General features: G+C 62.9%; 23 protein-coding genes. 16 read left to right on the forward strand and 7 right to left on the reverse strand.

Annotated elements, in window-relative coordinates:
- Positions 1 to 3: 3 nt before the first annotated feature.
- Positions 4 to 852 (reverse strand): DMT family transporter, encoded by an 849-nt coding sequence (locus B9Z43_RS06555; RefSeq protein WP_233250026.1) that lies wholly within the window; start codon positions 850 to 852, stop codon positions 4 to 6.
- 165 nt (positions 853 to 1017) lie between these two features.
- On the opposite strand from B9Z43_RS06555, the gene yajC reads away from it, so the two are divergent.
- From yajC to secF, 3 genes are all read left to right on the forward strand, one after another.
- Positions 1018 to 1350 (forward strand): preprotein translocase subunit YajC, encoded by a 333-nt coding sequence (gene yajC / locus B9Z43_RS06560; protein WP_108323911.1) that lies wholly within the window; start codon positions 1018 to 1020, stop codon positions 1348 to 1350.
- 71 nt (positions 1351 to 1421) lie between these two features.
- Positions 1422 to 3299, forward strand: a complete 1878-nt coding sequence (gene secD / locus B9Z43_RS06565) for a protein translocase subunit SecD (protein WP_108324012.1) — start codon at positions 1422 to 1424, stop codon at positions 3297 to 3299.
- Between the two features lie 12 nt (positions 3300 to 3311).
- Positions 3312 to 4262, forward strand: a complete 951-nt coding sequence (gene secF / locus B9Z43_RS06570) for a protein translocase subunit SecF (protein ID WP_108324013.1) — start codon at positions 3312 to 3314, stop codon at positions 4260 to 4262.
- Positions 4263 to 4313: 51 nt separating this feature from the next.
- Here the strand turns inward: secF and dprA are convergent, their stop codons facing one another.
- Positions 4314 to 5462: a DNA-processing protein DprA gene (gene dprA, locus B9Z43_RS06575; protein ID WP_108324014.1), complete on the reverse strand. Its 1149-nt coding sequence runs from the start codon at positions 5460 to 5462 to the stop codon at positions 4314 to 4316.
- 91 nt (positions 5463 to 5553) lie between these two features.
- Entirely contained in the window at positions 5554 to 6276 is a 723-nt protein-coding gene (locus tag B9Z43_RS06580; protein ID WP_108324149.1) for a phosphatase PAP2 family protein, read from the reverse strand.
- A gap of 89 nt (positions 6277 to 6365) precedes the next feature.
- On the opposite strand from B9Z43_RS06580, the gene B9Z43_RS06585 reads away from it, so the two are divergent.
- The 6 genes from B9Z43_RS06585 (at position 6366) to B9Z43_RS06610 (ending at position 11917) form a co-directional block, all read left to right on the forward strand.
- Positions 6366 to 8018, forward strand: a complete 1653-nt coding sequence (locus tag B9Z43_RS06585) for a phosphoethanolamine transferase (RefSeq protein ID WP_233250024.1) — start codon at positions 6366 to 6368, stop codon at positions 8016 to 8018.
- 64 nt (positions 8019 to 8082) lie between these two features.
- The gene (gene def / locus B9Z43_RS06590) at positions 8083 to 8589 is read left to right on the forward strand and encodes a peptide deformylase (RefSeq protein ID WP_108324016.1); all 507 of its coding nucleotides are present in this window, start codon (positions 8083 to 8085) and stop codon (positions 8587 to 8589) included.
- A 6-nt stretch (positions 8590 to 8595) separates the two neighbouring features.
- Positions 8596 to 9561: a methionyl-tRNA formyltransferase gene (fmt, locus tag B9Z43_RS06595; protein WP_108324017.1), complete on the forward strand. Its 966-nt coding sequence runs from the start codon at positions 8596 to 8598 to the stop codon at positions 9559 to 9561.
- A complete protein-coding gene (locus B9Z43_RS06600; RefSeq protein ID WP_108324018.1) occupies positions 9561 to 10292 on the forward strand; it encodes an AzlC family ABC transporter permease in 732 nt (243 codons plus the stop codon). Before fmt ends, B9Z43_RS06600 begins: the two co-directional genes overlap by 1 nt.
- Entirely contained in the window at positions 10289 to 10624 is a 336-nt protein-coding gene (locus tag B9Z43_RS06605) for an AzlD domain-containing protein (RefSeq protein ID WP_108324019.1), read from the forward strand. The genes B9Z43_RS06600 and B9Z43_RS06605 overlap by 4 nt, the downstream gene beginning before the upstream one ends.
- A gap of 99 nt (positions 10625 to 10723) precedes the next feature.
- Positions 10724 to 11917, forward strand: a complete 1194-nt coding sequence (locus B9Z43_RS06610; protein WP_108324020.1) for a phosphoglycerate kinase — start codon at positions 10724 to 10726, stop codon at positions 11915 to 11917.
- Between the two features lie 292 nt (positions 11918 to 12209).
- Here B9Z43_RS06610 and B9Z43_RS06615 read toward each other — a convergent pair whose 3' ends face one another.
- Positions 12210 to 13325: a fatty acid desaturase gene (locus B9Z43_RS06615; protein ID WP_108324021.1), complete on the reverse strand. Its 1116-nt coding sequence runs from the start codon at positions 13323 to 13325 to the stop codon at positions 12210 to 12212.
- 222 nt (positions 13326 to 13547) lie between these two features.
- Between B9Z43_RS06615 and pyk the strand changes: the two genes are divergently transcribed.
- The 4 genes from pyk (at position 13548) to B9Z43_RS06635 (ending at position 17894) form a co-directional block, all read left to right on the forward strand.
- Positions 13548 to 14981 carry a pyruvate kinase gene (pyk, locus tag B9Z43_RS06620; RefSeq protein ID WP_108324022.1) on the forward strand — a complete coding sequence of 478 codons (1434 nt, stop codon included), beginning with the start codon at positions 13548 to 13550 and terminating at the stop codon, positions 14979 to 14981.
- A gap of 153 nt (positions 14982 to 15134) precedes the next feature.
- Entirely contained in the window at positions 15135 to 16199 is a 1065-nt protein-coding gene (gene fba, locus B9Z43_RS06625; protein ID WP_108324023.1) for a class II fructose-bisphosphate aldolase, read from the forward strand.
- Positions 16200 to 16386: 187 nt separating this feature from the next.
- Positions 16387 to 17295: a phosphoribosylaminoimidazolesuccinocarboxamide synthase gene (locus B9Z43_RS06630; protein WP_108324024.1), complete on the forward strand. Its 909-nt coding sequence runs from the start codon at positions 16387 to 16389 to the stop codon at positions 17293 to 17295.
- A gap of 77 nt (positions 17296 to 17372) precedes the next feature.
- Complete coding sequence (locus B9Z43_RS06635) at positions 17373 to 17894, forward strand: DUF962 domain-containing protein (protein WP_108324025.1); 522 nt, start codon at positions 17373 to 17375, stop codon at positions 17892 to 17894.
- A gap of 202 nt (positions 17895 to 18096) precedes the next feature.
- On the opposite strand, the gene trxA is transcribed toward B9Z43_RS06635, so the two are convergent.
- A complete protein-coding gene (gene trxA / locus B9Z43_RS06640; RefSeq protein ID WP_108324026.1) occupies positions 18097 to 19050 on the reverse strand; it encodes a thioredoxin in 954 nt (317 codons plus the stop codon).
- Between the two features lie 81 nt (positions 19051 to 19131).
- Between trxA and purE the strand changes: the two genes are divergently transcribed.
- The 3 genes from purE to B9Z43_RS06655 are packed head-to-tail and all read left to right on the forward strand — an operon-like array spanning position 19132 to position 21798.
- Positions 19132 to 19632 carry a 5-(carboxyamino)imidazole ribonucleotide mutase gene (purE, locus tag B9Z43_RS06645; RefSeq protein WP_108324027.1) on the forward strand — a complete coding sequence of 167 codons (501 nt, stop codon included), beginning with the start codon at positions 19132 to 19134 and terminating at the stop codon, positions 19630 to 19632.
- Positions 19629 to 20810 carry a 5-(carboxyamino)imidazole ribonucleotide synthase gene (locus B9Z43_RS06650; RefSeq protein ID WP_108324028.1) on the forward strand — a complete coding sequence of 394 codons (1182 nt, stop codon included), beginning with the start codon at positions 19629 to 19631 and terminating at the stop codon, positions 20808 to 20810. Before purE ends, B9Z43_RS06650 begins: the two co-directional genes overlap by 4 nt.
- A gap of 7 nt (positions 20811 to 20817) precedes the next feature.
- On the forward strand, positions 20818 to 21798 hold the full coding sequence (locus B9Z43_RS06655; protein WP_108324029.1) for an L-threonylcarbamoyladenylate synthase: 981 nt from the start codon (positions 20818 to 20820) through the stop codon (positions 21796 to 21798).
- 7 nt (positions 21799 to 21805) lie between these two features.
- Here the strand turns inward: B9Z43_RS06655 and B9Z43_RS06660 are convergent, their stop codons facing one another.
- Positions 21806 to 22060: a SemiSWEET family sugar transporter gene (locus tag B9Z43_RS06660; protein ID WP_108324030.1), complete on the reverse strand. Its 255-nt coding sequence runs from the start codon at positions 22058 to 22060 to the stop codon at positions 21806 to 21808.
- Positions 22061 to 22064: 4 nt separating this feature from the next.
- Positions 22065 to 23546: a D-alanyl-D-alanine carboxypeptidase/D-alanyl-D-alanine-endopeptidase gene (gene dacB / locus B9Z43_RS06665; RefSeq protein WP_233250023.1), complete on the reverse strand. Its 1482-nt coding sequence runs from the start codon at positions 23544 to 23546 to the stop codon at positions 22065 to 22067.
- Positions 23547 to 23789 lie beyond the last annotated feature (243 nt).

Here is a 23789-nt window from a genome sequence, read left to right on the forward strand (position 1 = left end):
GTTTCATGCGCTGCTGCGCCCGGCTGACCAGGCGCTGCCCATCGAGGCGCAGATGATGAAGCCCATGGCCGCCCATTGGCCGGGGCTCAGGTGCTCGCTCAGCACGATCCAGCCGGCCATCGCGCCCACGGCGGGCTCCAGGCTCAGCAAGATGCTGAAGGTGTGTTGGGGCAGGTGCTTGAGGGCGACCATCTCCAGCGTGTAGGGCACGGCGCTCGACAGCAGGGCCACGGCCAGACCGGCGGCCAGCCATTGCGTGTCCAGCAGGGCGCTGCCCGCTTCGTACAGGCCAAAGGGCGTGACCACCAAGGCCGCAGCCAGCATGCCCATGGGCGTGGCCATGGCGCCATAACGTTGGGCCACGCGCTGCCCGAACACGATGTACATCGCCCAACAAGCCCCCGCGGCCAGCGCAAAGCCGATGCCCAGCGGGTCCAGCGCATCGTGTGCGCCGGGCAAGGGCAAGATCAGGCCCAAGCCCAGCACGGCCAGGGCCACCCAGAGCCAATCGCTGGCTTTGCGCGAGTGCCACAACGCCACGGCCAGTGGCCCGGTGAACTCGATGGCGATCGCCAAACCAAAGGGAATCGTCTTGATGGCGCTGTAAAACAGCAGGTTCATCACCCCCAGCGTGACGCCGTACAGGCCCAGCGGCAGGGCGTCTGCCCAAGTCCAGCGGCGCCGCCAGGGGCGCCAAAAGGCCATCAACATCAGCGTGGCAAACACCAGCCGGTAAAGCGTGGTGCCACCGGCGCCCACCGCCGGGAACAGGCTTTTGGCAAACGAGGTGCCGATCGACAGCGAAATGAGGGAGCCGAGCAAGGCGCCCACGGGCCAGATGGGGAAGGACAAATTCGGACTTTCGGGGTGGCTGGTGGCTTGGGGTGGACAAAACCCGCCGGGGCCAGGTGCATTCGGGGGCATCATAGCCCCGCATACAATCCCCCGTTGGTCTGCCCAGCTGTCCGCGTGACAGCTGGGCAGAAGACAGACAGCCCGTTTTTGTGGAGTTACCCCATGTTCATTTCTTCCGCTTTTGCCCAAACCGCTCCTGCTGCCGCTGCTGGCAGCGACATGCAGTCCACCTTGATGAGCATGCTGCCTTTGCTGCTGATGTTCGCGGTGCTGTATTTCGTGATGATCCGCCCCCAGATGAAAAAGCAAAAAGAGCACCGCGCCATGATCGACGCGTTGGCCAAGGGCGACGAAGTCGTGACCGCTGGCGGCTTGCTGGGCAAGGTCAGCAAAATCGGTGACAGCAACATCGGCGTGGAAATCGCTTCGGGCGTGGAAGTGCAAATGCAGCGCAGCGCTGTGGTGCAGGTCTTGCCCAAAGGCACACTGAAGTAATTCAGGTCCGTTTTCGGCTTTTTCAGCGGGGCGCATGACGCCCCGGTTTTTCATCCTGTACGCGAGTCCTTATGAACCGTTACCCGGTCTGGAAATACGCGATCATCGTGATCGCATTGTTGCTGGGGGTGGTCTACACCCTGCCCAACTTCTTTGGTGAGGCGCCTGCTGTGCAGGTGTCTTCGGGCAAGGCCACCATCAAGGTGGACACCGGCACGCTGCAAAAAGTCGAAGACGCGCTCAAGGCCGCGGGCGTCACCGCCCAAAGCGTGGCGCTCGAAGGCGGCTCCATCCGGGCCCGCTTTGACAGCACCGACAACCAACTCAAGGCCAAGGACGCGGTTCAAAAAGCCCTGATCCCTGATGCGGCCGATCCACAGTTTGTGGTGGCGCTCAATTTGGTGTCGCGCTCGCCCGAGTGGCTCGGTGCCTTGCACGCCGCGCCCATGTACCTGGGCCTGGACTTGCGCGGTGGCGTGCACTTCATGCTGCAGGTGGACATGCAGGCGGCCCTGACGCAGCGCGTGGAATCGCTCACGGGCGACCTGCGCAGCTTGCTGCGCGAGAAAGACGTGCGCCACGGCGGCATCACGCGCAACGGCCAAAACGTCGAGATCCGCTTGCGCGACGCGCAGCAGCTCGAAGCGGCCAAGCGCCTGTTGTCGGCCCAGTTCCCTGACCTGCAAACGCAGGACGTGGCCGATGGCGCCGAGTTCCGCCTGATCGCCAGCAACAAGCCCGAAGCCGCCCGCCGGGTGCAAGAGCAGGCTTTGAAGCAAAACATCACCACCTTGCACAACCGGATCAACGAGCTGGGCGTGGCCGAGCCCGTGATCCAGCAGCAAGGCCTGGACCGCATCGTGGTGCAGTTGCCCGGCGTGCAGGACACGGCCAAGGCCAAGGACATTCTGGGCCGCACCGCCACGCTGGAAGTGCGCATGGTGGACGAAAGCACCGAAGCGCGTGCGGCCGAACAAGGCGGCATCGTGCCCTTTGGCGCTGAGCGTTATCTGGAGCGCGAAGGCCGTCCGCTGATCGTCAAAAAACAAGTGGTGCTCACGGGTGACAACCTGACCGACGCGCAACCCGGCTTTGACAACCAGACGCAAGAACCCGTGGTCAACCTGACGCTGGACGCCAAGGGCGCCCGCATCTTCAAGGATGTGACCCGCGAGAACATCGGCAAGCGCATGGCCATTTTGCTGTTTGAAAAAGGCAAGGGCGAGGTTGTGACCGCGCCGGTGATCCGCTCCGAAATCGGTGGTGGTCGCGTGCAGATTTCGGGCCGCATGACCACCGCAGAAGCCAACGACACCGCGCTGCTGTTGCGTGCAGGCTCTTTGGCCGCGCCGATGGAGATCATCGAAGAGCGCACCATTGGCCCGAGCCTGGGTGCCGAAAACATCGCCAAGGGCTTCAACAGCGTGACCTGGGGTTTCCTGGTGATCGTGGCCTTCATGGTGATTTATTACGCCATGTTCGGTTTGTTCTCTGGCATCGCGCTGGCGGTGAACTTGTTGTTCCTGGTGGCGATCTTGTCCATGTTGCAAGCCACATTGACGTTGCCCGGCATGGCCGCGATGGCGCTCGCTCTGGGCATGGCCATTGACTCGAACGTGCTGATCAACGAGCGCGTGCGTGAAGAGTTGCGCAATGGCGCCAGCCCGCAAGCGGCCATCCATGCCGGTTATGACCGCGCTTGGGCCACGATTTTTGACTCCAACATCACCACGCTGATCGCGGGTGTGGCCTTGCTGGCCTTTGGCTCTGGCCCGGTGCGTGGTTTTGCGGTGGTGCACTGCATCGGCATCTTGACCAGCATGTTCTCGGCTGTGTTCTTCTCGCGCGGCCTGGTGAACCTCTGGTACGGCAGCAAGAAAAAACTCAAATCGGTGTCGATCGGTACCGTGTGGCGGCCTGAGGCTGGCACCGCGGTGAAAGCCGACTAAGGGGAAAAGACCATGGAATTGTTCAAAATCAAAAAAGACATCCCGTTCATGAAGAACGCGTTGGTCTTCAACGCGATTTCCTTTGTGACCTTCGCGCTGGCCGTGTTCTTTTTGTTCACCAAGGGCCTGCACCTGTCGGTGGAATTCACGGGCGGCACGCTGATGGAAGTCAGCTACAGCCAGCCCGCTGACCTGAACAAGGTGCGCGCCACGGTGGGCACTTTGGGGTTCAGTGAAGTGCAGGTGCAGAACTTCGGCACGGCCCGTGATGTGATGATCCGTTTGCCTGCGCAAAAAGGCGTGAGCTCGGCGCAGCAGAGCGAAAAAGTGTTGAGCGCCCTGAAGGCCGACAACGCTGACGTGACTTTGCGTCGCACCGAGTTTGTCGGCCCGCAAGTGGGTGACGAGCTGGCCGAAGACGGCCTGAAGGCGCTGGCCTTTGTGGTGGTCGGCATCATGATCTATTTGGCGATCCGCTTCGAGTGGAAGTTCGCGGTCTCGGCCATCATCGCCAACTTGCACGACGTGATCATCATCCTGGGCTTTTTCGCTTACTTCCAGTGGGAATTTTCACTGGCGGTGTTGGCGGCGGTGCTGGCGGTGTTGGGTTACTCGGTCAACGAGTCGGTCGTGATTTTTGACCGGATTCGCGAGAACTTCCGCCGTTACCGCAAGATGAACACGGTCGAGATCATCGACAACGCGATCACCTCCACCATCAGCCGCACCATCATCACCCACGGCTCGACCCAGATCATGGTCTTGTCCATGCTGCTGTTCGGCGGCGAGACGCTGCACTACTTCGCCATGGCGCTGACGATTGGCATTTGCTTTGGCATTTACTCGTCGGTGTTTGTGGCCGCTGCGATTGCCATGTGGCTGGGCTTGCAGCGCGAAGACTTGATCAAGCCGATCAAGAAAGACAACGACCCGAGCGACGAAAACTCGGGCGCGGTGGTCTGAGGCTTTCACATCCAAGCAAGGGCACCTTCGGGTGCTCTTTGTTTTTGGGGCCTAGCCCACGCCAATGCGCTGAAACAGCCCGCCGGGCAAGCGGCCGACTTGCCCCATCAACTCCAGCTCCAGCAGTTGCGCCTGCAGCTGGGCCGTGGGCCAGCCGCAGCGTGCTTGCAAGGCGTCCAGCCCCACCGGGTCGTGGCCCAGCAGGCTGAGCAGTTCATCTTCGGTTTCCGTGTGTGCTGTCGCTGCATCCAAGGCCAGCGGCACGTTTGCAAACGGGTCGGGCATGCGCAGCTCTTCGAGCACGTCTTGCGCCGACTCCACCAGTTTGGCGCCTTGCTTGATCAAGGCGTGGCAACCCTTGGCCTGCGCCGAATGGATGGAGCCCGGAATGGCCAGCACATCGCGGCCTTGCTCCAGTGCTTGCTTGGCGGTGATGAGCGAGCCCGATTGCAGGGCCGCTTCCACCACCAAGGTGGCTTGCGACAGCCCCGCGATCAGGCGGTTGCGTTTGGGGAAGTTGGCATTCAGCGGCGGCGTGCCCAGGTGGTATTCACTGAGGATCAGGCCGCGCTGCGCAATGCGGTGGGCCAGTTCGCGGTGCTGGCGCGGATAGACCCGGTCCAGCCCGGTGCCGACCACGGCGATGGTGGCCAGCGCCTGGGGCCCAGCGCCCAGCATGGCGCCGTCGTGCGCCGCCCCATCGACGCCCAGCGCCATGCCTGAGACGATGGTCAGCCCGCTGCCTGCCAGGGCGCGGGCAAATTCACGCGCATTGGCTTGGCCCTGAGGGGTGGGGTTGCGGCTGCCGACCACGGCCAGGCATTGCTCTGCGTTCAGGCTTGGCAGTGCGGCGGTTTGGCCCAGGGCATACAGCATCAAGGGCGGATCGGGGATGAGCAAGAGCGGGGCGGGGTAGTCGGTATCGCTGAGCGTGAGCACGGCACATGACACATCGACGTTGTCATGGCTTTGGAGCCAAGCCCAGGTGTCTTGTGTCAGCTCGGCCCAGCCCTCGGGTGGGCTCACCAGGTGCCGCGCTTGCGTGGCCGAGACCACTTGGCGCAAGGTGGATTCGCTTTGCGCAAAGATCTGCGCGGGCTCGCCGAAAGCAGCGAGCAGCTTGCGTGCGCTTTCGTTGCCCACGCCACGCGTGAGCGACAGCCGCAGCCACGAGCCCAATTCTTCGGGGGTGTTCACCATCCATGTCTCCCTGTGCAGCCTGGTCGGCTGTCTGTGGGGTCATTGTGGTGGCCGCATTGGGCGGGCGTCAAGCGGCCCTTGGTCGGCTGTTTCAGGGTTGGGCGAGCGCTTGTCGGCGGCGCGAGAACGTGTCAAAGGCCCAGTGGTTGAGCACCGACACCGCCCAGCAAATCAGTCCGGTCCACAAGGTGTGGCTGGGGTAATGCGCGCCGCGCACGGTTTGGGTCATGCCCAAAATGAAGCCCAGCACCAGCACGCCGATCAACAGCGCGCGGCCGCGGCGTCGGTCAGCCACGGTGGCGTTGGTCAGCCAAGGCAGGCACAGTGCCAAAAAGGCCAGGGCCGACGAGGCGTGGCCGCCAGGGAAACAATGACCTGCGCCGCCATCGGCCACCCCCCAGCGCCAATGCGAGACATAAACGGCAGGCCCGCCAAAGTCCTGCAGGTCCCAGGGGCAGCTGGTCAGGCTGATGCGTTTGAGGCTGCTGATGCACAGCAGGCACCACAAAACGCCCATGACAATTTCGATGCGCTGCAGCCGGCTCAAGTGGCGAAACCAGCCGCGTGGCCACCAGACCATGAGCACCAGGCCCAGCAGGACCACCCCGGCGAGTTGGCGTGCTTTGGTGTGGAGCACGGCTTCGAGCCACCAGTTGTCCTTCCAGCTGAAGCCTTGGGCATCGCCCATAGCCTGCATGACCGGATAGTCCAGGCCCGAGAAATCCCAGGCCATCACGCACAGCAAGGCCAGCAGGCTGTAGAGCGTCAGGTCGCGCAAGGGGGTGTGTTCACGCGCAGCGGTAGAGGGATTCATGGCCATGGGGTCAGGGATAGGCGAAAGCTGAGGCCGGATTAGACCATGGGCGACTAAAATCAGCCCGCTATCACCCACCAAAGTACCGCATGAAAAGCCTTTCTCAAAAACAGCCTTGGCACCCTACCGCCTTGTTGATGGTGCTGGCCGTCTGGCTGACCACAGCGGGCAATTTGCCCTTGTGGCTGAAGGTGTGGCAGTTGCCCGAAACCCAGGGCTTCAAGGCGCTGACCACGGTGGGCAGCTTGATGTTGATTTTGCTGAGCATGGTCAGCTGGCTGTTGTTGTTTTTGGTTTGGCCCAAGTGGCTCAAGCCGGCGGGCCTGGTGTTCATGGCGGTGGTGACTTCGAGCAGCTATTTCATGCTGACCTACAACGTGGTGATCGACCCCAGCATGATCGCCAACGTGGTCCAAACCGATGTGCGGGAAGTGCGTGATTTGTTGTCCTGGCGCATGCTGGCCGCTTTGCTTTTGGGCGTGGTCTTGCCCGGCATCTGGTGGTGGCGCCAGCCCGTGCGGCAGGTCAAAGCCAAGCCTTTGTTGTTGCGCCAGTTGGGGCTGTTTGTGCTGGCTTGGCTCATGATGTTTGTTTTTGTGTGGGCATCGTTCCAAGACTTGGCCTCGCTGATGCGCAACCACACCACCTTGCGTTACATGGCCAACCCTTTCAACAGCCTGTACGCGGTGGTGCGTTTGTCGGTGGGCCAGGCGTCGCAAGCGGCCAAGCCGCTGCTGCCGATCGGTGAAGACGCCAAGCTCCTGTCAGCGCCCGCTTCAGAGAAAGAAGCCCCCTTGATCGTGCTGGTGGTGGGTGAGACCGTGCGCGCCGCCAATTTCGGTTTGTCCGGGTATGCACGCCAGACCACGCCGCAGTTGAACCAGCTCAAGGCGCAGGGCGATCTGGTGTATTTTTCGGACGTCAGCTCTTGCGGCACCAGCACCCAAACTTCGCTGCCCTGCATGTTTTCGCACTTGGGCAAGACCGCGTATGAAAACAGCGACCAGCCTTACGAGGGTTTGCTCGATGTCTTGCAGCGGGCTGGCCTGGCGGTGTTGTGGATCGACAACCAGTCCGGTTGCAAGGGGGTCTGCAGCCGCATTGCCCGGTTCGAGACGCAGGCCCTGAAGGTGCCCCATCTGTGCCAGGACGGCGAATGCTTTGATGAAGTCATGCTGCAAGAGCTGCCCAAGCAGCTGGCCTTGCTCGACCCGGTCAAGCGCGCCAAGGGCACGGTGGTGGTCTTGCACCAGATGGGCAGCCACGGCCCGGCTTATTACAAGCGCTCGCCCGAAGCCCTCAAGCAGTTCAAGCCCGAATGCAAGAGCAGTGCGCTGCAAAACTGCCCGGTCGATCAGATCGTCAATGGCTACGACAACTCGGTGCTGTATGCCGACCATTTCGTTTCGCAAACCGTCAAATGGCTGCAGGCCCAGCCCCGCCCTACGGCCTTGATGTATTTGTCGGACCATGGCGAGTCGCTGGGCGAGAAGGGCCTGTACCTGCACGGCATGCCTTACCGCATGGCCCCGCGAGAGCAGACTCATGTGCCCATGCTGGCCTGGGTGTCCAAACCCATGCAGCAGCAGCGCGGCTGGCGCATGGCCTGTTTGCAGGCCCAGGCGGACAAGCCCTGGTCGCACGACAACCTGTTTCACTCGATGCTGGACCTGAGCCAAGTGGGCACCAACCTGGCCAAACCCGAGCTGAACATCTTCGCCGCCTGCGCGGCTGCCCGTTGAGCGGCAAGCCCATCCGAAATTAGGGACAATAGGGGATTGGTTTACCCCTTGCCCTATTTGACCCATGGCCCTGCTCCCCATCCTTTGCTATCCCGACCCCCGCCTGCACAAGGTGGCCCAGCCCGTGGCTGCGGTGGACGACCGTCTGCGCGCCTTGATCGACGACATGCTGGAGACCATGTACGACGCCAATGGCATCGGTCTGGCCGCCACGCAAATCGATGTGCACCAGCGCTTGGTGGTGATCGACACCTCGGAAGAGCGCAACCAGCCTCTGGTGCTGATCAACCCCGAGATCACCTGGATGAGCGACGAGCGCGTCAAGGGCGACGAAGGCTGCCTGTCGGTGCCCGGCATTTACGACGGCGTGGAACGCGCCACCGCCGTCAAGGTCACCGCCTTGGACCGCGATGGCCAAACGCAAAACATCGAAGCCGAGGGCCTCTTGGCCATCTGCATCCAGCACGAGCTGGACCACCTCAAGGGCAAGGTGTTTGTGGAATACCTCTCGCCCCTCAAGCAAGGCCGCATCAAGACCAAGATGGTCAAAGCTCAAAAAGCCGAGCGCTGACCCGGTATGCGTTTGATTTTTGCGGGCACGCCCGAATTTGCCCAAGTGGCCATGGCGGCCCTGCACGCGGCAGGCCACGATATCGTGTTGGTGCTGACCCAGCCTGACCGGCCTGCCGGGCGTGGCATGAAGCTGCAGCCCTCGCCCGTCAAGCAATGGGCTTTGGACCACGCCGTGCCGGTGGCCCAGCCGCGCAGTTTGCGCCTCGACGGCAAATACCCCGAAGACGCGGCTGCGGCCCGTCAGACCCTGCTGGACGCCCAAGCCGACGCCATGATCGTGGCCGCTTATGGCTTGATCCTGCCGCAGTGGACCTTGGATTTGCCCCCGCGTGGTTGTTTGAACATCCATGCCTCGCTTTTGCCGCGCTGGCGCGGTGCGGCGCCCATCCACCGCGCCATCGAAGCCGGTGATGCGCAGACCGGCATCACCATCATGCAGATGGACGCGGGCCTGGACACCGGCGACATGCTGCTGGTGCGCAAGGAGGCCATCTTGCCTACCGACACCACCGCCGTGCTGCACGACCGCTTGGCCAATTTGGGCGGGCAGGCCATCGTGCAGGCGCTGGCCGACATCGACCAGCTGCCACGCGTGCCGCAGCCTGCCGAGGGCGTGAACTACGCGCACAAGATCGAGAAAGCCGAAGCCGCGCTGGATTGGGCTTTGCCCGCCGAGGTGCTGGCGCGCCGCATTCGGGCGTTTGACCCCTTCCCCGGCATGACCGTGCCTTTGACGACCGCTGGCGGCACCGAAACCCTCAAGCTTTGGCAGGCCGTGGCCGAGCCTTTGCAGACGGCGGCCGAGCCCGGCACCGTGGTGCAAGCCGATGCGCAGGGCGTACGTGTGGCCTGTGGCCAAGGCCAGTTGTGCCTCACGCAGTTGCAGCGCCCGGGTGGCAAGCGCCTGAGCGCGGCCGACTTTTTGCGCGGTTGCCCGCTGCAAGTGGGTCAGCGTCTGGTGGTGGCCTGATGTTTTTCATCTCGCGCTTGAACCGGCATCCGGCTTTTGTGCAGGGCATGCGCGAGGTGTCGCCGCAGTCGCCCGGCATTGCCGCCTGGGGCCTGATGACCGGCGTGGCCATGGTCAAGTCGGGCATGAGCGTGTTCGAGGCCAGCGCCATGACGCTGCTGGTGTTTGCGGGCAGCTCGCAGCTGGCGGCGATCCCGCTCATCGTGGCGGGTGCGCCCGCTTGGGTGATCTTGGCCACCGGCTTTTGCGTGAACCTGCGCTTTGTGGTGTTCAGCCTGCACTTGCGGGCTTTCCTGATCCATTTGCCGCGTTGGCAGCGGATGCTGCATGGCTACCTGACCGCCGACATCAGCTATGTGCTGTTCGCCCGCAAATACGCCCACCCGGCCGAGACCGCCGAGGGGCGTTTGGAGCAAGAGGCGTATTTGGCGGGCAATGATTTCCTCAATTGGCTGTCCTGGATCGTGGCCAGTTTTGCGGGTGTGGCGCTGGCCAACCTGATTCCAACGGCTTGGGGCTTGGGTTTTGCAGGCATTTTGTGTTTGCTGGGCATCCAGTGCTCGCTGGCCAGCTCGCGCATGCGCATGCTCTCGGCGGCTGTGGCCGGGGCTGCTGCGGTGGTGGCCTACAGCCTGCCGCTCAAGCTCAACATCGTGGTGGCGATCGCTGTGGCGGTGATTTTGTGCCTGACGGTTGAGAAAATCCGTCCTGCTTCAGGAGCTGCTGCATGAACGGTACCGATCTCTGGACTCTGGCGGTCATCGTGGGGCTGGCCCTGGTGACGGTGCTCACGCGCAGTTTCTTTTTCATCTCCAGCAAAAGCTGGCAGTTGCCCCATTGGGCGCAGCGCGGCCTGCAATACGCGCCCATAGCGGCCTTGTCGGCCGTGGTGGTGCCCGAAATCATCACCGTGCAGGGCACGCTCATCAGCACTTGGCAAGACGCCCGCCTGTTTGCTGCCGCCATGGGCGCTGGCGTGTACTTCTGGCGGCGTGATGTGCTGCTGACCATTGTGGCGGGCATGGCCGTCTATCTGCCTTTGCATCTGGGCCTGGGCTGGTAGCACGGATTGTTTCGGTGACGTTCTGATGGCTTTGTCAGCCGGCGTCAGATGTGCCTTTTAAAATGAGAACAGTTTTCTCGATACAGGACCTGTCTTCCTATGAACGTCATCCGTTTCTCTGATCTGTGCGCCAGCGGCCAAGCTGCAGGCCAACGTGTTTTCATCCGTGCCGACCTCAACGTGCCGCAAGCCGACGACGGCAGCATCACCGAAGACACCCGCGTGCGCGCCAGCGTGCCCTGCATCCAGATGGCCTTGGCCGCCGGTGCCGCCGTCATGGTGACCAGCCATTTGGGTCGCCCTACCGAAGGTGAGTTCAAGCCCGAAGACTCGCTGGCCCCCGTGGCCAAGCGCTTGGGCGAGTTGCTCGGTCGCGATGTGCCGCTGGTCGCCAATTGGGTGGAAGGTGTGACGGTGGCTCCCGGTCAGGTGGTCTTGCTGGAGAACTGCCGCGTCAACAAAGGCGAGAAAAAGAACAACGAAGAGCTGGCCCGCAAGATGGCCCAGCTGTGCGACATCTACGTGAACGACGCCTTTGGCACCGCTCACCGCGCCGAGGGCACGACGTATGGCATCGCCCAGTTTGCGCCCATCGCCTGCGCTGGCCCCTTGCTGGCCGCCGAGATCGACGCGATCAGCAAGGCCTTGGCCGCGCCGAAGCGCCCTTTGGCGGCCATCGTGGCGGGCTCCAAGGTCTCGACCAAACTGACCATCTTGAAGAGCCTGGCCCAGAACGTGGACCAGCTCATCGTGGGCGGCGGCATTGCCAACACCTTCATGCTGGCCGCAGGCCTGAAGATCGGCAAAAGCCTGGCCGAAGCCGACTTGGTGGGCGAAGCCCAAGCCGTGATCGAGGCCATGAAGGCCCGTGGCGCCGAAGTGCCGATCCCGACCGATGTGGTGACGGCCAAGACCTTCGCGGCCGACGCGGTGGCTACCGTGAAAAAAGCCACGGACGTGGCCGATGACGACATGATCCTGGACATCGGCCCCGAGACCGCCGCCAAGCTGGCCGCCCAGCTCAAGCAAGCCGGCACCATCGTCTGGAACGGCCCGGTGGGCGTGTTCGAGTTCGACCAGTTTGCCAACGGCACCAAAGTCATCGCTCAGGCGATCGCCGAGTCCAGCGCCTTCAGCATTGCGGGTGGCGGCGACACACTGGCTGCGATTGCCAAGTACGGCATCGAAGATCAAGTGGGCTACATCTCGACGGGCGGCGGCGCATTCCTCGAAATCCTGGAAGGCAAGACTTTGCCTGCGTTTGAAATCCTGATGAAGCGCGCAGCTGCTTGATCAGCGGCCTTGGCAGGCATGGATCCCGGCTCGGAGGCCGGGATGACAGATGCGTGGAAGGGATGAAAGAGGGCGAGACTGGGACGACAGACGCCAGGCTAGGACGATAGAGGCGAGGTCGGGATGACAGAGGCAAGGTCGGGATGACAGAGGCAAGATCGGGGCGATCCCAGCGCTTTGTCACCCCGGGCGAAGACCCGGGGTCCATGCCAGTTGCCCCCACCTTGTAGGTCTTGCCCCAATAAAAAAACCCCGCATTGCGGGGTTTTTATTGTCGGAGCCGAAGCCCTGATCAGGCCTGCGCCGCAGGTGGCAAGTTGCCGCGCACCGGGCTGGTCATATTGCCCTTGAAGTCTGTCCAGCACTCGCGGGTGAAGTCGTACATCTTGCAGTTTTTGGCAGTCTCGAAGTACCACTTCCACGAGAAGGGCTGCACGATGATGCGGCCGGGCAGCATTTCTTCGAGCTTGGCCTGGGCTTTCTTCAGGCGGTACAGGGGCACGCTCATGTCCACGTGGTGGGCGGTGTGCTCCATGATGTGGTGCATCAGCGCGCCGATGTTGAAGGGGAAGGTCAGGTGCACCGTGGTCGACACAAAGGGCGCGGCCTTGGTCCAGGCGGCCTTGTTGTCATGCCAGGAGACCTTGACGTGGGTGTGGTGCACATAGACCACGAAGCCGATCATGCTGTTCCAAAAGAAAAAGGGCACGGCAAAACCCAGCAGCAGGGACAACCACACCGACTGGCCTGTGCCGATGGCTGCGCCGGCGATCACGGCGATCCAGAGGGCGGCAAACACGGTGACCAGCATGCTGTCCTTGAAGAAGATCGGACGGCGTGTGGGCATGTGCGTTTTGTTGGGGAAGAACTCGCGTTTCCACCAGATCTCGATCATGTAATACAGGCCAGGTGCCCAGCCGCTGCGGTAAGCGCGCTCCAGCAGCTTTTGCAGGGGGTTCAGTGCTTCAAACTCGGTGGCCGTCAGGGGCGTCCAGACAAAGTCCACGCCCTTGAGGTTGGTGTAACCGTGGTGCACCACGTTGTGGCCGGTGTCCCACAGGCTGTAGGGCGTGAGCGATGGCAAGAACGCGATGCGGCCCAGCACCTTGTTGAGCTCGCGGTGCGGCGTCAGGCTTTGGTGGCAAGCGTCGTGGCCAATGATGAACAGGCGCCCGATCACGAAACCAGCGGCCAGACCGCACAGCAGCTTGGCCCAGACGGCGTCAAAGGCGATGGTGCCGGCGATCAGGGCAAAGAAAACGGCGTAGTCCACGATCAACAGAACGAAGGCCAGAAACGTGGTGCGCTCGGACAGGGGAATCAGCCACTCGCGGATGATTTTGCGGTGTGGCAGGGGCTGATCCAAGGGGATCGGTTGGGAGGAGTGCTGTGTGTTGCTTGCGGTCATGACGCTCGATCAGGGTATTTCGCTACCCCCGAGTTTAGTCGTTAGGGGTTTTCCTTGGGCTGACAAGGATCAAAGCTAAAAGCCTGAATTTGCGAAATTTGAATATTTCAGAGCTCATTTTCAAGACCTGTCAGTGCGCGTCCCTGTGGGCCGTGCCGAAAGAACCGGGCATGTAACCGATTCCATGTGAAAATTGAAACCAAGTTACAAGGAGACCCCTGCATGTCGCGTCGCGCCACCAAAATCGTTGCCACCTTAGGCCCTGCTTCCAGCGATCCCGCCCTGCTCGAAGCCATGATCCGCGCCGGCGTGAATGTGGTCCGGCTCAATTTCAGCCACGGCAAGGCGCAAGACCATGTGGACCGCGCCCGCTTGGTGCGCGAAGCCTCGCAACGGGCTGGCCGCGAAGTGGCCATCATGGCCGACCTGCAGGGCCCCAAGATCCGCGTGGGCAAGTTTGCCGAGGGCAAGGTCATGCTCGAGCCAGGCGCCGCCTTTGTGCTGGACGCCTCGCGCACCGAGCCGGGTGATATCCACGGCGTGGGCCTGGACTACAAAGAGTTGCCCCGCGATGTGAAAGCCGGTGACGTGCTCTTGCTCAACGACGGCCTGATCGTGCTCAATGTGGTTGCCGTCAAAGGCGAGCAGGTGCACACCACCGTCAAACTCGGCGGCGAGCTGTCCAACAACAAAGGCATCAACAAGCAAGGCGGCGGCCTGACGGCACCGGCCTTGACCGCCAAGGACATGGACGACATCAAGACCGCCATGAGCCTGCAGGCCGACTACGTTGCGGTGAGCTTCCCGAAAAACGCTACCGACATGGAAATGGCCCGCCAACTGTGCAATGTGGCGGGTGCCGAATACGGTCACAAGCCCGGCCTGATCGCCAAAATCGAGCGTGCCGAAGCCATTCCGCACCTGGAAGCCATCCTGATGGCCAGCGACGGCATCATGGTCGCCCGGGGTGACTTGGCCGTCGAAGTGGGCAACGCCGCCGTGCCCGCCTTGCAAAAACGCATGATCAAGCTGGCCAAGGTGCATGACAAAGTCGTCATCACCGCTACCCAGATGATGGAAAGCATGATCACCAACCCCGTGCCCACCCGTGCCGAGGTGTCGGACGTGGCCAACGCCGTGCTGGATGGCACCGATGCCGTGATGCTGAGCGCCGAAACCGCTGCCGGCAAATACCCGCTGGAAACTGTGGAAGAAATGGCCAAGATCTGCCTGGCCGCCGAAGGCGCTGAAGACGTGGAGATCGACGCCGACTTCAGGGGCCAGACCTTCAGCCGCATCGACCAGTCGATCGCCATGGGCGCGCTGTTCACCGCCAGCCACTTGGGCGCCAAGGCCATTGTGGCCCTGACCGAGTCGGGCTCTACCGCTTTGTGGATGAGCCGCCGCCGGGTGCACATCCCGATCTATGCGGTCACCACCAAGCTGTCCTCGCAGCGCAAGATGGCTTTGTTTCGCAACGTGCGCCCCTTGTTGATGGACACCAGCGCCGACCGCGATACGGCCTTGATGCAAACCGAGGGCTACCTCAAAAAGCGCAACATCGTGAGCACCGGCGATGTGTACGCCATCACCTGTGGCGAGCCCATGGGCTCGCCCGGCGGCACCAACATGCTCAAGATCTGCCGGGTGGGTTGAGCCCGATCCTGCTGCGGCCCACACAGGCCGCAGCCAGGCAGTCTGGGGTATTCAGTCCGCTGTCAGACCAGAACCTATAAAATTCAGCTCAGTTACAAGCCGGGTACACGCCCGGCTTTGCCCGATTTTTAAACTCTCTGGGAAATCACCACCATGGCACTCGTTTCAATGCGCGAGCTGCTGGACCATGCGGCCGTCAACGGCTACGGCATTCCAGCTTTCAACGTCAACAACCTGGAACAAGTCCAGGCCGTCATGACCGCCGCCGACGAAGTCGGTGCGCCGGTCATCTTGCAAGCCAGCGCAGGCGCCCGCAAATACGCCGGTGAGCCTTTCATCAAGCATTTGATCCAGGCCGCCACCGAGCAGTGGCCCCACATCCCGCTGGTCATGCACCAGGACCACGGCCAAAGCCCATCCATCTGCCAAGGCGCGATCGATCTGGGTTTCTCGTCGGTGATGATGGACGGCTCGCTGATGGAAGACGGCAAGACCCCCGCCAGCTTCGAGTACAACGTCGACGTGACCCGCCGCGTGGTGGACATGGCCCACTTGGCCGGCGTGTCGGTTGAAGGTGAGCTGGGTTGCCTGGGCAATCTGGAGACGGGCGAAGCCGGTGAAGAAGACGGCATTGGCGCCGAAGGCAAGCTGGACCACAGCCAAATGCTGACCGACCCCGAAGAGGCCGCCCAGTTCGTCAAGGCCACCGGTCTGGATGCGCTGGCCATTGCGATCGGCACCAGCCACGGCGCCTACAAGTTCAGCCGCAAGCCCACGGGCGACATTTTGGCGATTTACCGCGTCAAAGAAATTCACGCCCGCATCCCCAACACCCACTTGGTGATGCACGGTTCTTCCAGCGTGCCCCAAGAGTTGCTGGCGCTGATCAACCAATACGGCGGCAAGATGAAGGAAACCTACGGCGTGCCCGTCGAGGAAATCCAGGAGGCCATCAAGCACGGCGTGCGCAAGATCAACATCGACACCGACATCCGCCTGGCCATGACCGCCGCTTGCCGCAAGTTCTTGTTTGAGAACCCTGACAAGTTCGACGCCCGCGAATGGCTCAAGCCCGCCCGCGAAGCCGCCAAACAGCTGTGCAAGCAGCGTTACCTGGAGTTCGGCTGCGAAGGCCAGGCCCCCAAGATCAAAGGCGAAACCCTGCAAGTGGTCGCTGCCCGTTACGCCAAGGGCGAGCTGGCTCAAGTGGTCAACTGAGCTCTGGATGGCGCACGCTGCGCTCGCCATGACGCTGGCCGTCACTGCGAGGAGCTTGCGACGCGGCAGTCCAGCTGCGACGCATGCACCAGAGGCGGCCCAAGCCCCCGGACCCTGCGATAATTGATCCGAATGGCCCGTTGACTGTTCAACGGGCCTTTTTCTTTTTTGCTTTGACTGTTTTGCCATGACCTCTGCGCTTCACACCTCGGCCCTGACTTCCCTGCCTTTGCTCGCACGCGGCAAGGTGCGCGACAACTACGCCGTGGGCGATGACCGCATCTTGATGGTGGCGTCTGACCGCATCAGCGCGTTCGATGTGATCATGGGCGAGCCCATTCCCGGCAAAGGCGAGTTGCTCACGCAAATGGCTTTGTTCTGGTTCGACAAGCTCGGCCCCAAAGGCTTGAACATTTGCCCGATCCACCTGACCGGTGACGCGCCCGAGAGCGTGGTCTCTGCCGCTGAAGTGCCGCAAGTCAAGGGCCGCTCCATGCTGGTCAAGCGCTTGAAGCCCATCCCGGTGGAGGCTGTGGTGCGCGGCTATCTGGCCGGCAGCGGCTGGAAGGAATACCAGGAAAGCCGATCGGTGTGCGGTGTGCCCCTGCCCGAGGGCCTGAAAAATGCCAGTCTGCTGCCCGAGCCCATCTACACGCCCGCAGCCAAAGCCGCCGTGGGTGAGCACGACGAGAACATCACGTTTGAGCAGACCGTGGCCATGATCGGCGCCGACTTGGCCGGCCGCATCCGCGACATCAGCATTGCGCTGTACAAGGCGGCGCGCGACATCGCCGCGACCAAGGGCATCATCATTGCTGACACCAAATTTGAATTTGGTCTGGACACCGATGGCACGCTGGTGTTGATGGACGAGGTGTTGACGCCCGATTCATCGCGCTACTGGCCCGCCGACAGCTATGTGGAAGGCGCCAACCCCCCCAGCTACGACAAGCAGTTCTTGCGCGACTGGCTGGAGACGGCTCAGGTCAACGGGCAATTGTGGGACAAGACGGCGCCTGCGCCACGCTTGCCCCGCGAGGTGATTGAAAAAACCGCCGCCAAATACCAGGAAGCCTTGCAGCGCCTGATGGCTTGACAAGCCAGTCGGCGGTCGTTTGAATGGGCATGTCCGTGGCCGACACGGACTGTAGGGCAACCAGAAAGAGACACACGATGAGTTTTCTCCGACCCGCCAACGCACTGATGGTTCAGTACGCCCATTACCACCGCGACCGCCGCAACATCGCCACCCATTTGGTGGGCGTACCCCTGATCTTCATGGCCATTGGCATGATGCTGACCCAGCCCCAATGGGCGGTGGGCAGCGTGCTGCTGACACCCGCCTGGCTGGTCTGGGGGTTGACCAGTCTGTGGTACCTGTCACGCGGCAACTTCTTGCTGGGCTTGGTCACCGTGGTGGTCAACGGCTTGCTGATCGCCCTGGCCCACGAACTGGCGCCGATGGCTGCGCCCCTCGGCTTGCAGGTCTGGCAGCTGGGTCTGGCCATTTTCGTGGTCGGCTGGGTCATCCAGTTTGTCGGCCACTACTACGAAGGCCGCAAACCCGCCTTTGTGGACGACATCGTGGGCCTGCTGGTCGGCCCCATGTTTGTGGTGGGGGAAGTCCTCATGGCCATGGGCCTGCTGGGCCAACTGCGCATGGCCATCGAGCGGCAGGCAGGGCCCTCGCGCTGAGGCCTTTGATGTCTCATGCGGCCCTGTTTCGCTCTTCGCATCTGAGGCCATCACACCTTTTGGGTGTCCTATTGCGTCATTGCGAGCGAAGCGCGGCAATCCAGTGTTGGCATAACGGTCCTTTTGATGCAGGGCGCGCTAATGGATGGCCACGTCGCTGCGCTCCTCGCCATGACGGCGCGAGCCGTCTTGCATGACCGCTTCAGTTCAGCGCCATGCTCAGCTTGCGCCGGTAACTCGAGATCATGGCCAGCAGGGGGTCTTCTTCGACCGCTGATTTGCCCATCAGCTCGATGCCGCCCGCAGATTTGCCGGTGGCGTCTTGGGCCTGGGATTTTTGCGGGGTCATCAACTCCAGCAGGGCGACAAAGGTTTTGCGTGGGGCTTCGTCGTCCCATTTTTTGTCGCGCATGATGATTTCCAGCAGCTCTTCCATCGCCGCTTCCCATTCGCCCACGGCGATCAGCAGGCGGCTTTTGGCAAAGCGGGCTTCAAAGTCGCGCTTGTTCTGGCCGATCAGCGCATCGAACTTGTCCAGCGCCCATTGACCGCGTGGGTCGGTGGTGACGAATTCCAAGGCGTTGAGCCATTGGGTTTGGGCTTCAAAACGCAAAGGCACTGGAATGCGGCTCATGGCCGGGGCCAGCAAGGCGGCGGCTTCGGCCAGCTCGCCCTGACCGATCAGCAGCTTGACCAGGTCAAAGCGGGCATCGTCGTTGCCCGGGTCAGTGGCCAAGGCCTGTTCCAGTGCGGCGCGGGGGCTGGGCGGCTCAACGGCTTCATGCTCGCCAGGCGTTTCTTCGGCCAAGGCGGGCGCTTGCAGTGTGCCGGCCGCAGGCAGGTGTTTGTCCAGGAATTGCTTGACCTGGCCCTCGGGCAAAGCGCCCATGAAGCCATCGACTGGCTGGCCGTTCATCAACAAAACGCAAGTCGGGATGCTTTTGATGCCAAAGGCCGAGGCCAGTTGCTGCTCTTCGTCGGAGTTGATCTTGACCAGTTTGAAGCGGCCCTCGTAGGCGAGCTCCACCTTTTCGAGGACGGGGCCCAGCGACTTGCAGGGGCCGCACCATGGGGCCCAAAAGTCCACCAGCACGGGCGTGGTCATGGAGGCTTCAATCACCTCGGCTTCAAAGTTTTGTATCGTGACGTCCATCATGGTGGGCAGTATTCCGGGTTGTGTTTCGGCTCAAGGTGGAGCGAAACCTTAAAATTCGAGATTGATCACGAAAAGCACCCAATGACTCAAGCGCTCATCGGCGTCGTCATGGGTTCCAGCTCCGACTGGGACACCATGCAGCACGCAGTCCAGATTCTCCAACAGTTTGGTATCCCCCACGACGCGCGCGTCGTTTCGGCCCACCGCATGCCCGACGATATGTTTGCCTATGCACAAAGCGCGGCCGAACGTGGCCTGCAGGCCATCATCGCGGGCGCAGGCGGTGCGGCGCATTTGCCCGGCATGATCGCGGCCAAGACCGTGGTGCCGGTGTTGGGCGTGCCGGTGCAGACCAAGGCCCTGTCGGGCGTGGATTCGCTGCACTCCATCGTGCAAATGCCCAAGGGCGTGCCGGTGGCCACCTTTGCCATTGGCGCGGCCGGTGCGGCCAACGCCGCCCTGTTTGCCGTGGCCATGCTGGCCAACAACGATCCGGTCCTGCGCCAAAAGCTCGAAGCCTTCCGTGCTGAGCAGACCGCTGCAGCCCGCGCCATGACCTTGCCTCCGGTCGGTGCAGCATGAGCAAGCCCTTGCACAAAGCCATCTTGCCCGGCGCCATCGTCAACGGCCAGCCCGCCACCCTGGGCGTCATGGGCGGCGGCCAACTGGGGCGCATGTTCGTGCACGCGGCGCAGGCCATGGGCTACTTCACCGCCGTGCTCGACCCTGACGCGGCCAGCCCCGCCGGGCTGGTGAGCCACCACCACATCCAGACCGACTACCTGGACGAGCAGGGCCTGGCCCAGCTGATGCAGCGCTGCGCCGCCATCACCACCGAATTTGAAAACGTGCCCGCGCCCGCGCTGGTGACCCTGGGCGCGCACCGCCCGGTGGCCCCCAGCGCCGATGCGGTGGCGATTGCGCAAGACCGCGCTGCCGAAAAAGCCCACTTTGTCCACTGCGGCGTGCCGGTGGCGCCGCATGCCGTCATCGCCAAGCCCGAGCAACTGGCGGCCGTGAACGATGACCTCTTGCCCGGCATCCTCAAGACCGCCCGCATGGGCTACGACGGCAAAGGCCAGATCCGCGTCAAGTCCCGCGAGGAATTGACCGCCGCTTGGGACCAACTCAAGAACGTCCCCTGCGTGCTCGAAAAAATGCTGCCCCTGAAGGCCGAGTGCTCGGTCATTGTGGCGCGTGGCGCCGATGGGCAGATGGTGAATTTCCCGGTGCAATCGAATCTGCACCGCGAAGGCATTCTGGCCGTGACCAGCGTGTACGAAGGCGCGGTGCCCTCCGATCTGGCCGCGCAAGCCGTGGCGGCGACGCGCGCCATTGCCGAAGGCATCCACTACGTGGGCGTGCTGTGCGTGGAGTTTTTCATCCTCGAAGGCGGCCAACTGGTCGTCAACGAGATGGCGCCGCGCCCGCACAACAGCGGTCACTACACGATGAACGCTTGCGACCAGTCACAGTTCGAGCTGCAGGTGCGCACGCTGGCGGGTTTGCCGCTCACGCAGCCGCGTCAGCACTCTCCGGCCATCATGCTCAACCTGCTGGGCGATCTGTGGCCCGAAGGTGGCGCACCGGCGTGGGACCAAGTGCTGGCCTTGCCCGGCACGCATCTGCACCTGTACGGCAAGCTGTCGGCGCGGCCCGGTCGCAAGATGGGCCACCTGAACATCACGGGCAACACACCCGAAGCGGTGCGCGCCACGGCCTTGCAGGCAGCCGCCTTGCTCGGCATCGAAGTGTTCTGAGGTCCGCATGATCTTGACGGCAGATGACAGCGCCATCGCGCAAGCCGCGCAGGCCTTGCGTGCCGGCCAGCTGGTGGGCCTGCCCACCGAGACGGTGTATGGCCTGGCCGCCAACGCGACCGACGATGCGGCCGTGGCGAAAATCTTTGAGGCCAAAGGCCGCCCGGCCGACCACCCGCTGATCGTTCACGTGGCCAGCGCCGCGCAAGTGCCGCTGTTTGCCGCGCAGGTGCCCGACTTTGCCCAAGCCTTGATCGACGCCTTTTGGCCCGGCCCCTTGACCTTGATCTTGTCGCGTCAACCCGGTGTGGCCACCGCCTCGGCCGGTGGGCAAGACTCGATTGGTTTGCGTTGCCCATCGCACCCGGTGGCCCAACAGCTCCTGCAAGCGTGCGTGGCTTTGGGGGTGCACGGTGTATCGGCCCCCAGCGCCAACCGTTTTGGCCGCGTGAGCCCGACGACGGCTGCGCATGTGCAGTCCGAGTTGGGCCAGGGACTGCTGATCTTGGACGGTGGCGAATGCCCGGTGGGCATCGAGTCCACCATCATCGACTGCACGCGCGGTGAGCCGGTCTTGCTGCGTCCCGGACACATCACCCGCGTGCAAATCGAAGCCGCTTGCGGCCGCGCCGTGCTGGACAAGGACGCGATCGCACAAGCCGCACCCCGCGCCTCGGGCACGCTCGAATCGCACTACGCGCCCCGCGCCAAGGTGCGCTTGATGGCGGCGCAAGACATCTACGCCAAGCTGCAAGCCCTGGGCCCGCACGCCAACAACCTGGGCGTGTGGTCAGCGCTGCAGCCCGATGCTGGTGCTGGTGTGGTGTGGCGCGCCCAAGCGCAGAGTGCCGAGCAAGCCGCGCACGATTTGTTCAGCGTGCTGCGCGATCTGGACGCGCGTGGCGTGCAGCAGATTTGGGTGCAGCTGCCACCCGATACGCCCGAGTGGGAAGGCGTGCGCGACCGCTTGCAGCGGGCCGCAGCATGATGCCGCTTCAGCGGTAACGCAGCTTCATCACCAAAATCATCAGCGCCAGGCTGGTGGTGATGGTGTTGGCGATGATGATGGGCCAGGCGGCCATCAGCACGCCATAGACCAGCCACAGCGCCACGCCCACGGTGAACAGGCTGTACATGCCCAAAGAGATGCCGCTCACATCGCGTGTGCGGAAGGTGTGCCAGGCTTGTGGCACAAAGCTGGCGGTGGTCAGGATGGCGGCTGCGGTGCCGACCCAGTCGATCAAATTCATGGCTTCATTGTCGCTGGCGTTTGGCCACGGTGCGGGGGCTGTCGGTGTTGTTCGTGTCTCGGACCGTCCATTCCAGCAACTGGTCCAGCGCGGGCCGGGCTTGGTTGGCGTTGGGGTGGTTGATGATGGCCACCACCGCGTAACGCTGGCCGCTTTGGCCTTGCACATAACCGGCCACCGAGGCCACATCGCGCAAAGAGCCGGTCTTGAGCCAGGCCTGTCCGATCACGGGTGAGTTGGGGTTGCGATCGCGCAGTCTCGCGGCGGTGCCGTCCACCCCCGCCAAGGACAAGGAATTTTGAAACGCCGCCGCATGAGGTCCGCTGCTGGCCGCTTGCAGCAAGGCCGTCAGGGCCTGCGCGTTGCTGCGCTCTGTGCGCGACAGGCCCGAGCCGTTGTCCAGCACGGGCTCGGCTTGCCCCGGAAATTGCTGGCGCCACCACTGCAGCACCCGCAGGCGTGAGGCCTCAAAGCGCCCAGGCGCACCCATGTCGCTCGACAGCGTCAAAAACAATTGTTGCGCCATCACGTTGTTGGAAAACTTGTTGATGTCGGCGATCACCTCGCCCAATGGCAGCGAGGGGGCTTCGAGCAGCAGGCGCGCTTTGGCAGGCAGACTGCCGTAGCGCACCTGGCCACCCAGCCGGTTGCCGGTGGCCAGCCACACGGCCTGGATGAGTTTGGCGCCATACACCTCGGGTGCGGGGTAAGCCACTGGCCATGGCCGCTCGCCACAGCTGGCCGGGTAAGTGCCTGCAAAGCGCACCTGATGGGCTTGGCTGAAGTCGGCGCGCAGCTGGCTGCGCCAGTCCTGGCAAGGGCCGTTGCCCATGGGCACGGTACGAGGCGCATCGAACCCGGCCAAAGGCGGCTCCACCCGCACGCTCACTTGGCCCGTGGCAGCATCGGGTGTGAAGGTGTAGATCAGCGCCTTGAAGTTGAGCAGTAGCCCATCGGGGCTCACGTTGTAGGGGCGCAGGGGCTCGTCGTCAAACGCTTCGGTGCGCGGCGTGATCTCGAACACGCTGCGGTCGAGCACGATGTCGCCCCGGATGTCGCGCAGGCCCAAGGCGCTCAGCTGGGCCATCAGGTCTTGCAGCCGCTCGATCACCAGCTTGGGGTCGCCGCTGCCGCGCAGGATCAGGTTGCCTTGCAGCACACCGTCCTTGATCGGCCCATCGGCATAGACTCGGTTGCGCCAGGTGAAGTCCGGCCCCAGCAAGGACAAGCCCGCATAGGTGGTGATCAGCTTCATCACCGAGGCCGGGTTGGTGGCGACGTGCGCCCGGTGTGCCAGGCGTGGGGTGGCGCTGTTCAGGGGCGTGACTTGCACACTGATGGCCGAGGGCGGCACGTTGGCCTGGCGCAGCGCTTGCAGGGCGGCGGGCGGCAAGTCGGCGGCCATGCCAAAGGTGGCGTTGATGGCCAAACCAAGGCCCATCCAGCCGCGCAAGAAAGGGTGTAAACCCGGGGATTTATTCTTCATGGATTGATCAGGCTTCATAAATTGATATGGCCCGATGGTGTTGAAATGTCAGCACAGTCTCTGTTTTGTCATCCCGGGCGAAGACCCGGGATCCAGTGTGCACCACTGCCAATCGCCATCGTCGGTGGCTCGCAGGGGATCCCGGATCAAGTCCGGGATGACAAAAAACCACAGATTTGCCTCGACAGTTTCAAACTGCACTGGGCCAATCCAGTGGAGTCTAACGGTCAGTTTCGCTTCGAG

The organism is Limnohabitans sp. MMS-10A-192, from assembly GCF_003063335.1.
Lineage (GTDB): Bacteria > Pseudomonadota > Gammaproteobacteria > Burkholderiales > Burkholderiaceae_C > Limnohabitans_A.

Excerpts from the sequence above, each read along its gene's own strand:
- yajC (WP_108323911.1), top strand. The coding sequence starts at position 1,018 with ATGTTCATTTCTTCCGCTTTTGCCCAAACCGCTCCTGCTGCCGCTGCT.
- secD (WP_108324012.1), top strand. The coding sequence starts at position 1,422 with ATGAACCGTTACCCGGTCTGGAAATACGCGATCATCGTGATCGCATTG.
- secF (WP_108324013.1), top strand. The coding sequence starts at position 3,312 with ATGGAATTGTTCAAAATCAAAAAAGACATCCCGTTCATGAAGAACGCG.
- dprA (WP_108324014.1), bottom strand. The coding sequence starts at position 5,462 with ATGGTGAACACCCCCGAAGAATTGGGCTCGTGGCTGCGGCTGTCGCTC.
- B9Z43_RS06580 (WP_108324149.1), bottom strand. The coding sequence starts at position 6,276 with ATGAATCCCTCTACCGCTGCGCGTGAACACACCCCCTTGCGCGACCTG.
- B9Z43_RS06585 (WP_233250024.1), top strand. The coding sequence starts at position 6,366 with ATGAAAAGCCTTTCTCAAAAACAGCCTTGGCACCCTACCGCCTTGTTG.
- def (WP_108324016.1), top strand. The coding sequence starts at position 8,083 with ATGGCCCTGCTCCCCATCCTTTGCTATCCCGACCCCCGCCTGCACAAG.
- fmt (WP_108324017.1), top strand. The coding sequence starts at position 8,596 with ATGCGTTTGATTTTTGCGGGCACGCCCGAATTTGCCCAAGTGGCCATG.
- B9Z43_RS06600 (WP_108324018.1), top strand. The coding sequence starts at position 9,561 with ATGTTTTTCATCTCGCGCTTGAACCGGCATCCGGCTTTTGTGCAGGGC.
- B9Z43_RS06605 (WP_108324019.1), top strand. The coding sequence starts at position 10,289 with ATGAACGGTACCGATCTCTGGACTCTGGCGGTCATCGTGGGGCTGGCC.
- B9Z43_RS06610 (WP_108324020.1), top strand. The coding sequence starts at position 10,724 with ATGAACGTCATCCGTTTCTCTGATCTGTGCGCCAGCGGCCAAGCTGCA.
- B9Z43_RS06615 (WP_108324021.1), bottom strand. The coding sequence starts at position 13,325 with ATGACCGCAAGCAACACACAGCACTCCTCCCAACCGATCCCCTTGGAT.
- pyk (WP_108324022.1), top strand. The coding sequence starts at position 13,548 with ATGTCGCGTCGCGCCACCAAAATCGTTGCCACCTTAGGCCCTGCTTCC.
- fba (WP_108324023.1), top strand. The coding sequence starts at position 15,135 with ATGGCACTCGTTTCAATGCGCGAGCTGCTGGACCATGCGGCCGTCAAC.
- B9Z43_RS06630 (WP_108324024.1), top strand. The coding sequence starts at position 16,387 with ATGACCTCTGCGCTTCACACCTCGGCCCTGACTTCCCTGCCTTTGCTC.
- B9Z43_RS06635 (WP_108324025.1), top strand. The coding sequence starts at position 17,373 with ATGAGTTTTCTCCGACCCGCCAACGCACTGATGGTTCAGTACGCCCAT.
- trxA (WP_108324026.1), bottom strand. The coding sequence starts at position 19,050 with ATGATGGACGTCACGATACAAAACTTTGAAGCCGAGGTGATTGAAGCC.
- purE (WP_108324027.1), top strand. The coding sequence starts at position 19,132 with ATGACTCAAGCGCTCATCGGCGTCGTCATGGGTTCCAGCTCCGACTGG.
- B9Z43_RS06650 (WP_108324028.1), top strand. The coding sequence starts at position 19,629 with ATGAGCAAGCCCTTGCACAAAGCCATCTTGCCCGGCGCCATCGTCAAC.
- B9Z43_RS06655 (WP_108324029.1), top strand. The coding sequence starts at position 20,818 with ATGATCTTGACGGCAGATGACAGCGCCATCGCGCAAGCCGCGCAGGCC.
- B9Z43_RS06660 (WP_108324030.1), bottom strand. The coding sequence starts at position 22,060 with ATGAATTTGATCGACTGGGTCGGCACCGCAGCCGCCATCCTGACCACC.
- dacB (WP_233250023.1), bottom strand. The coding sequence starts at position 23,546 with ATGAAGAATAAATCCCCGGGTTTACACCCTTTCTTGCGCGGCTGGATG.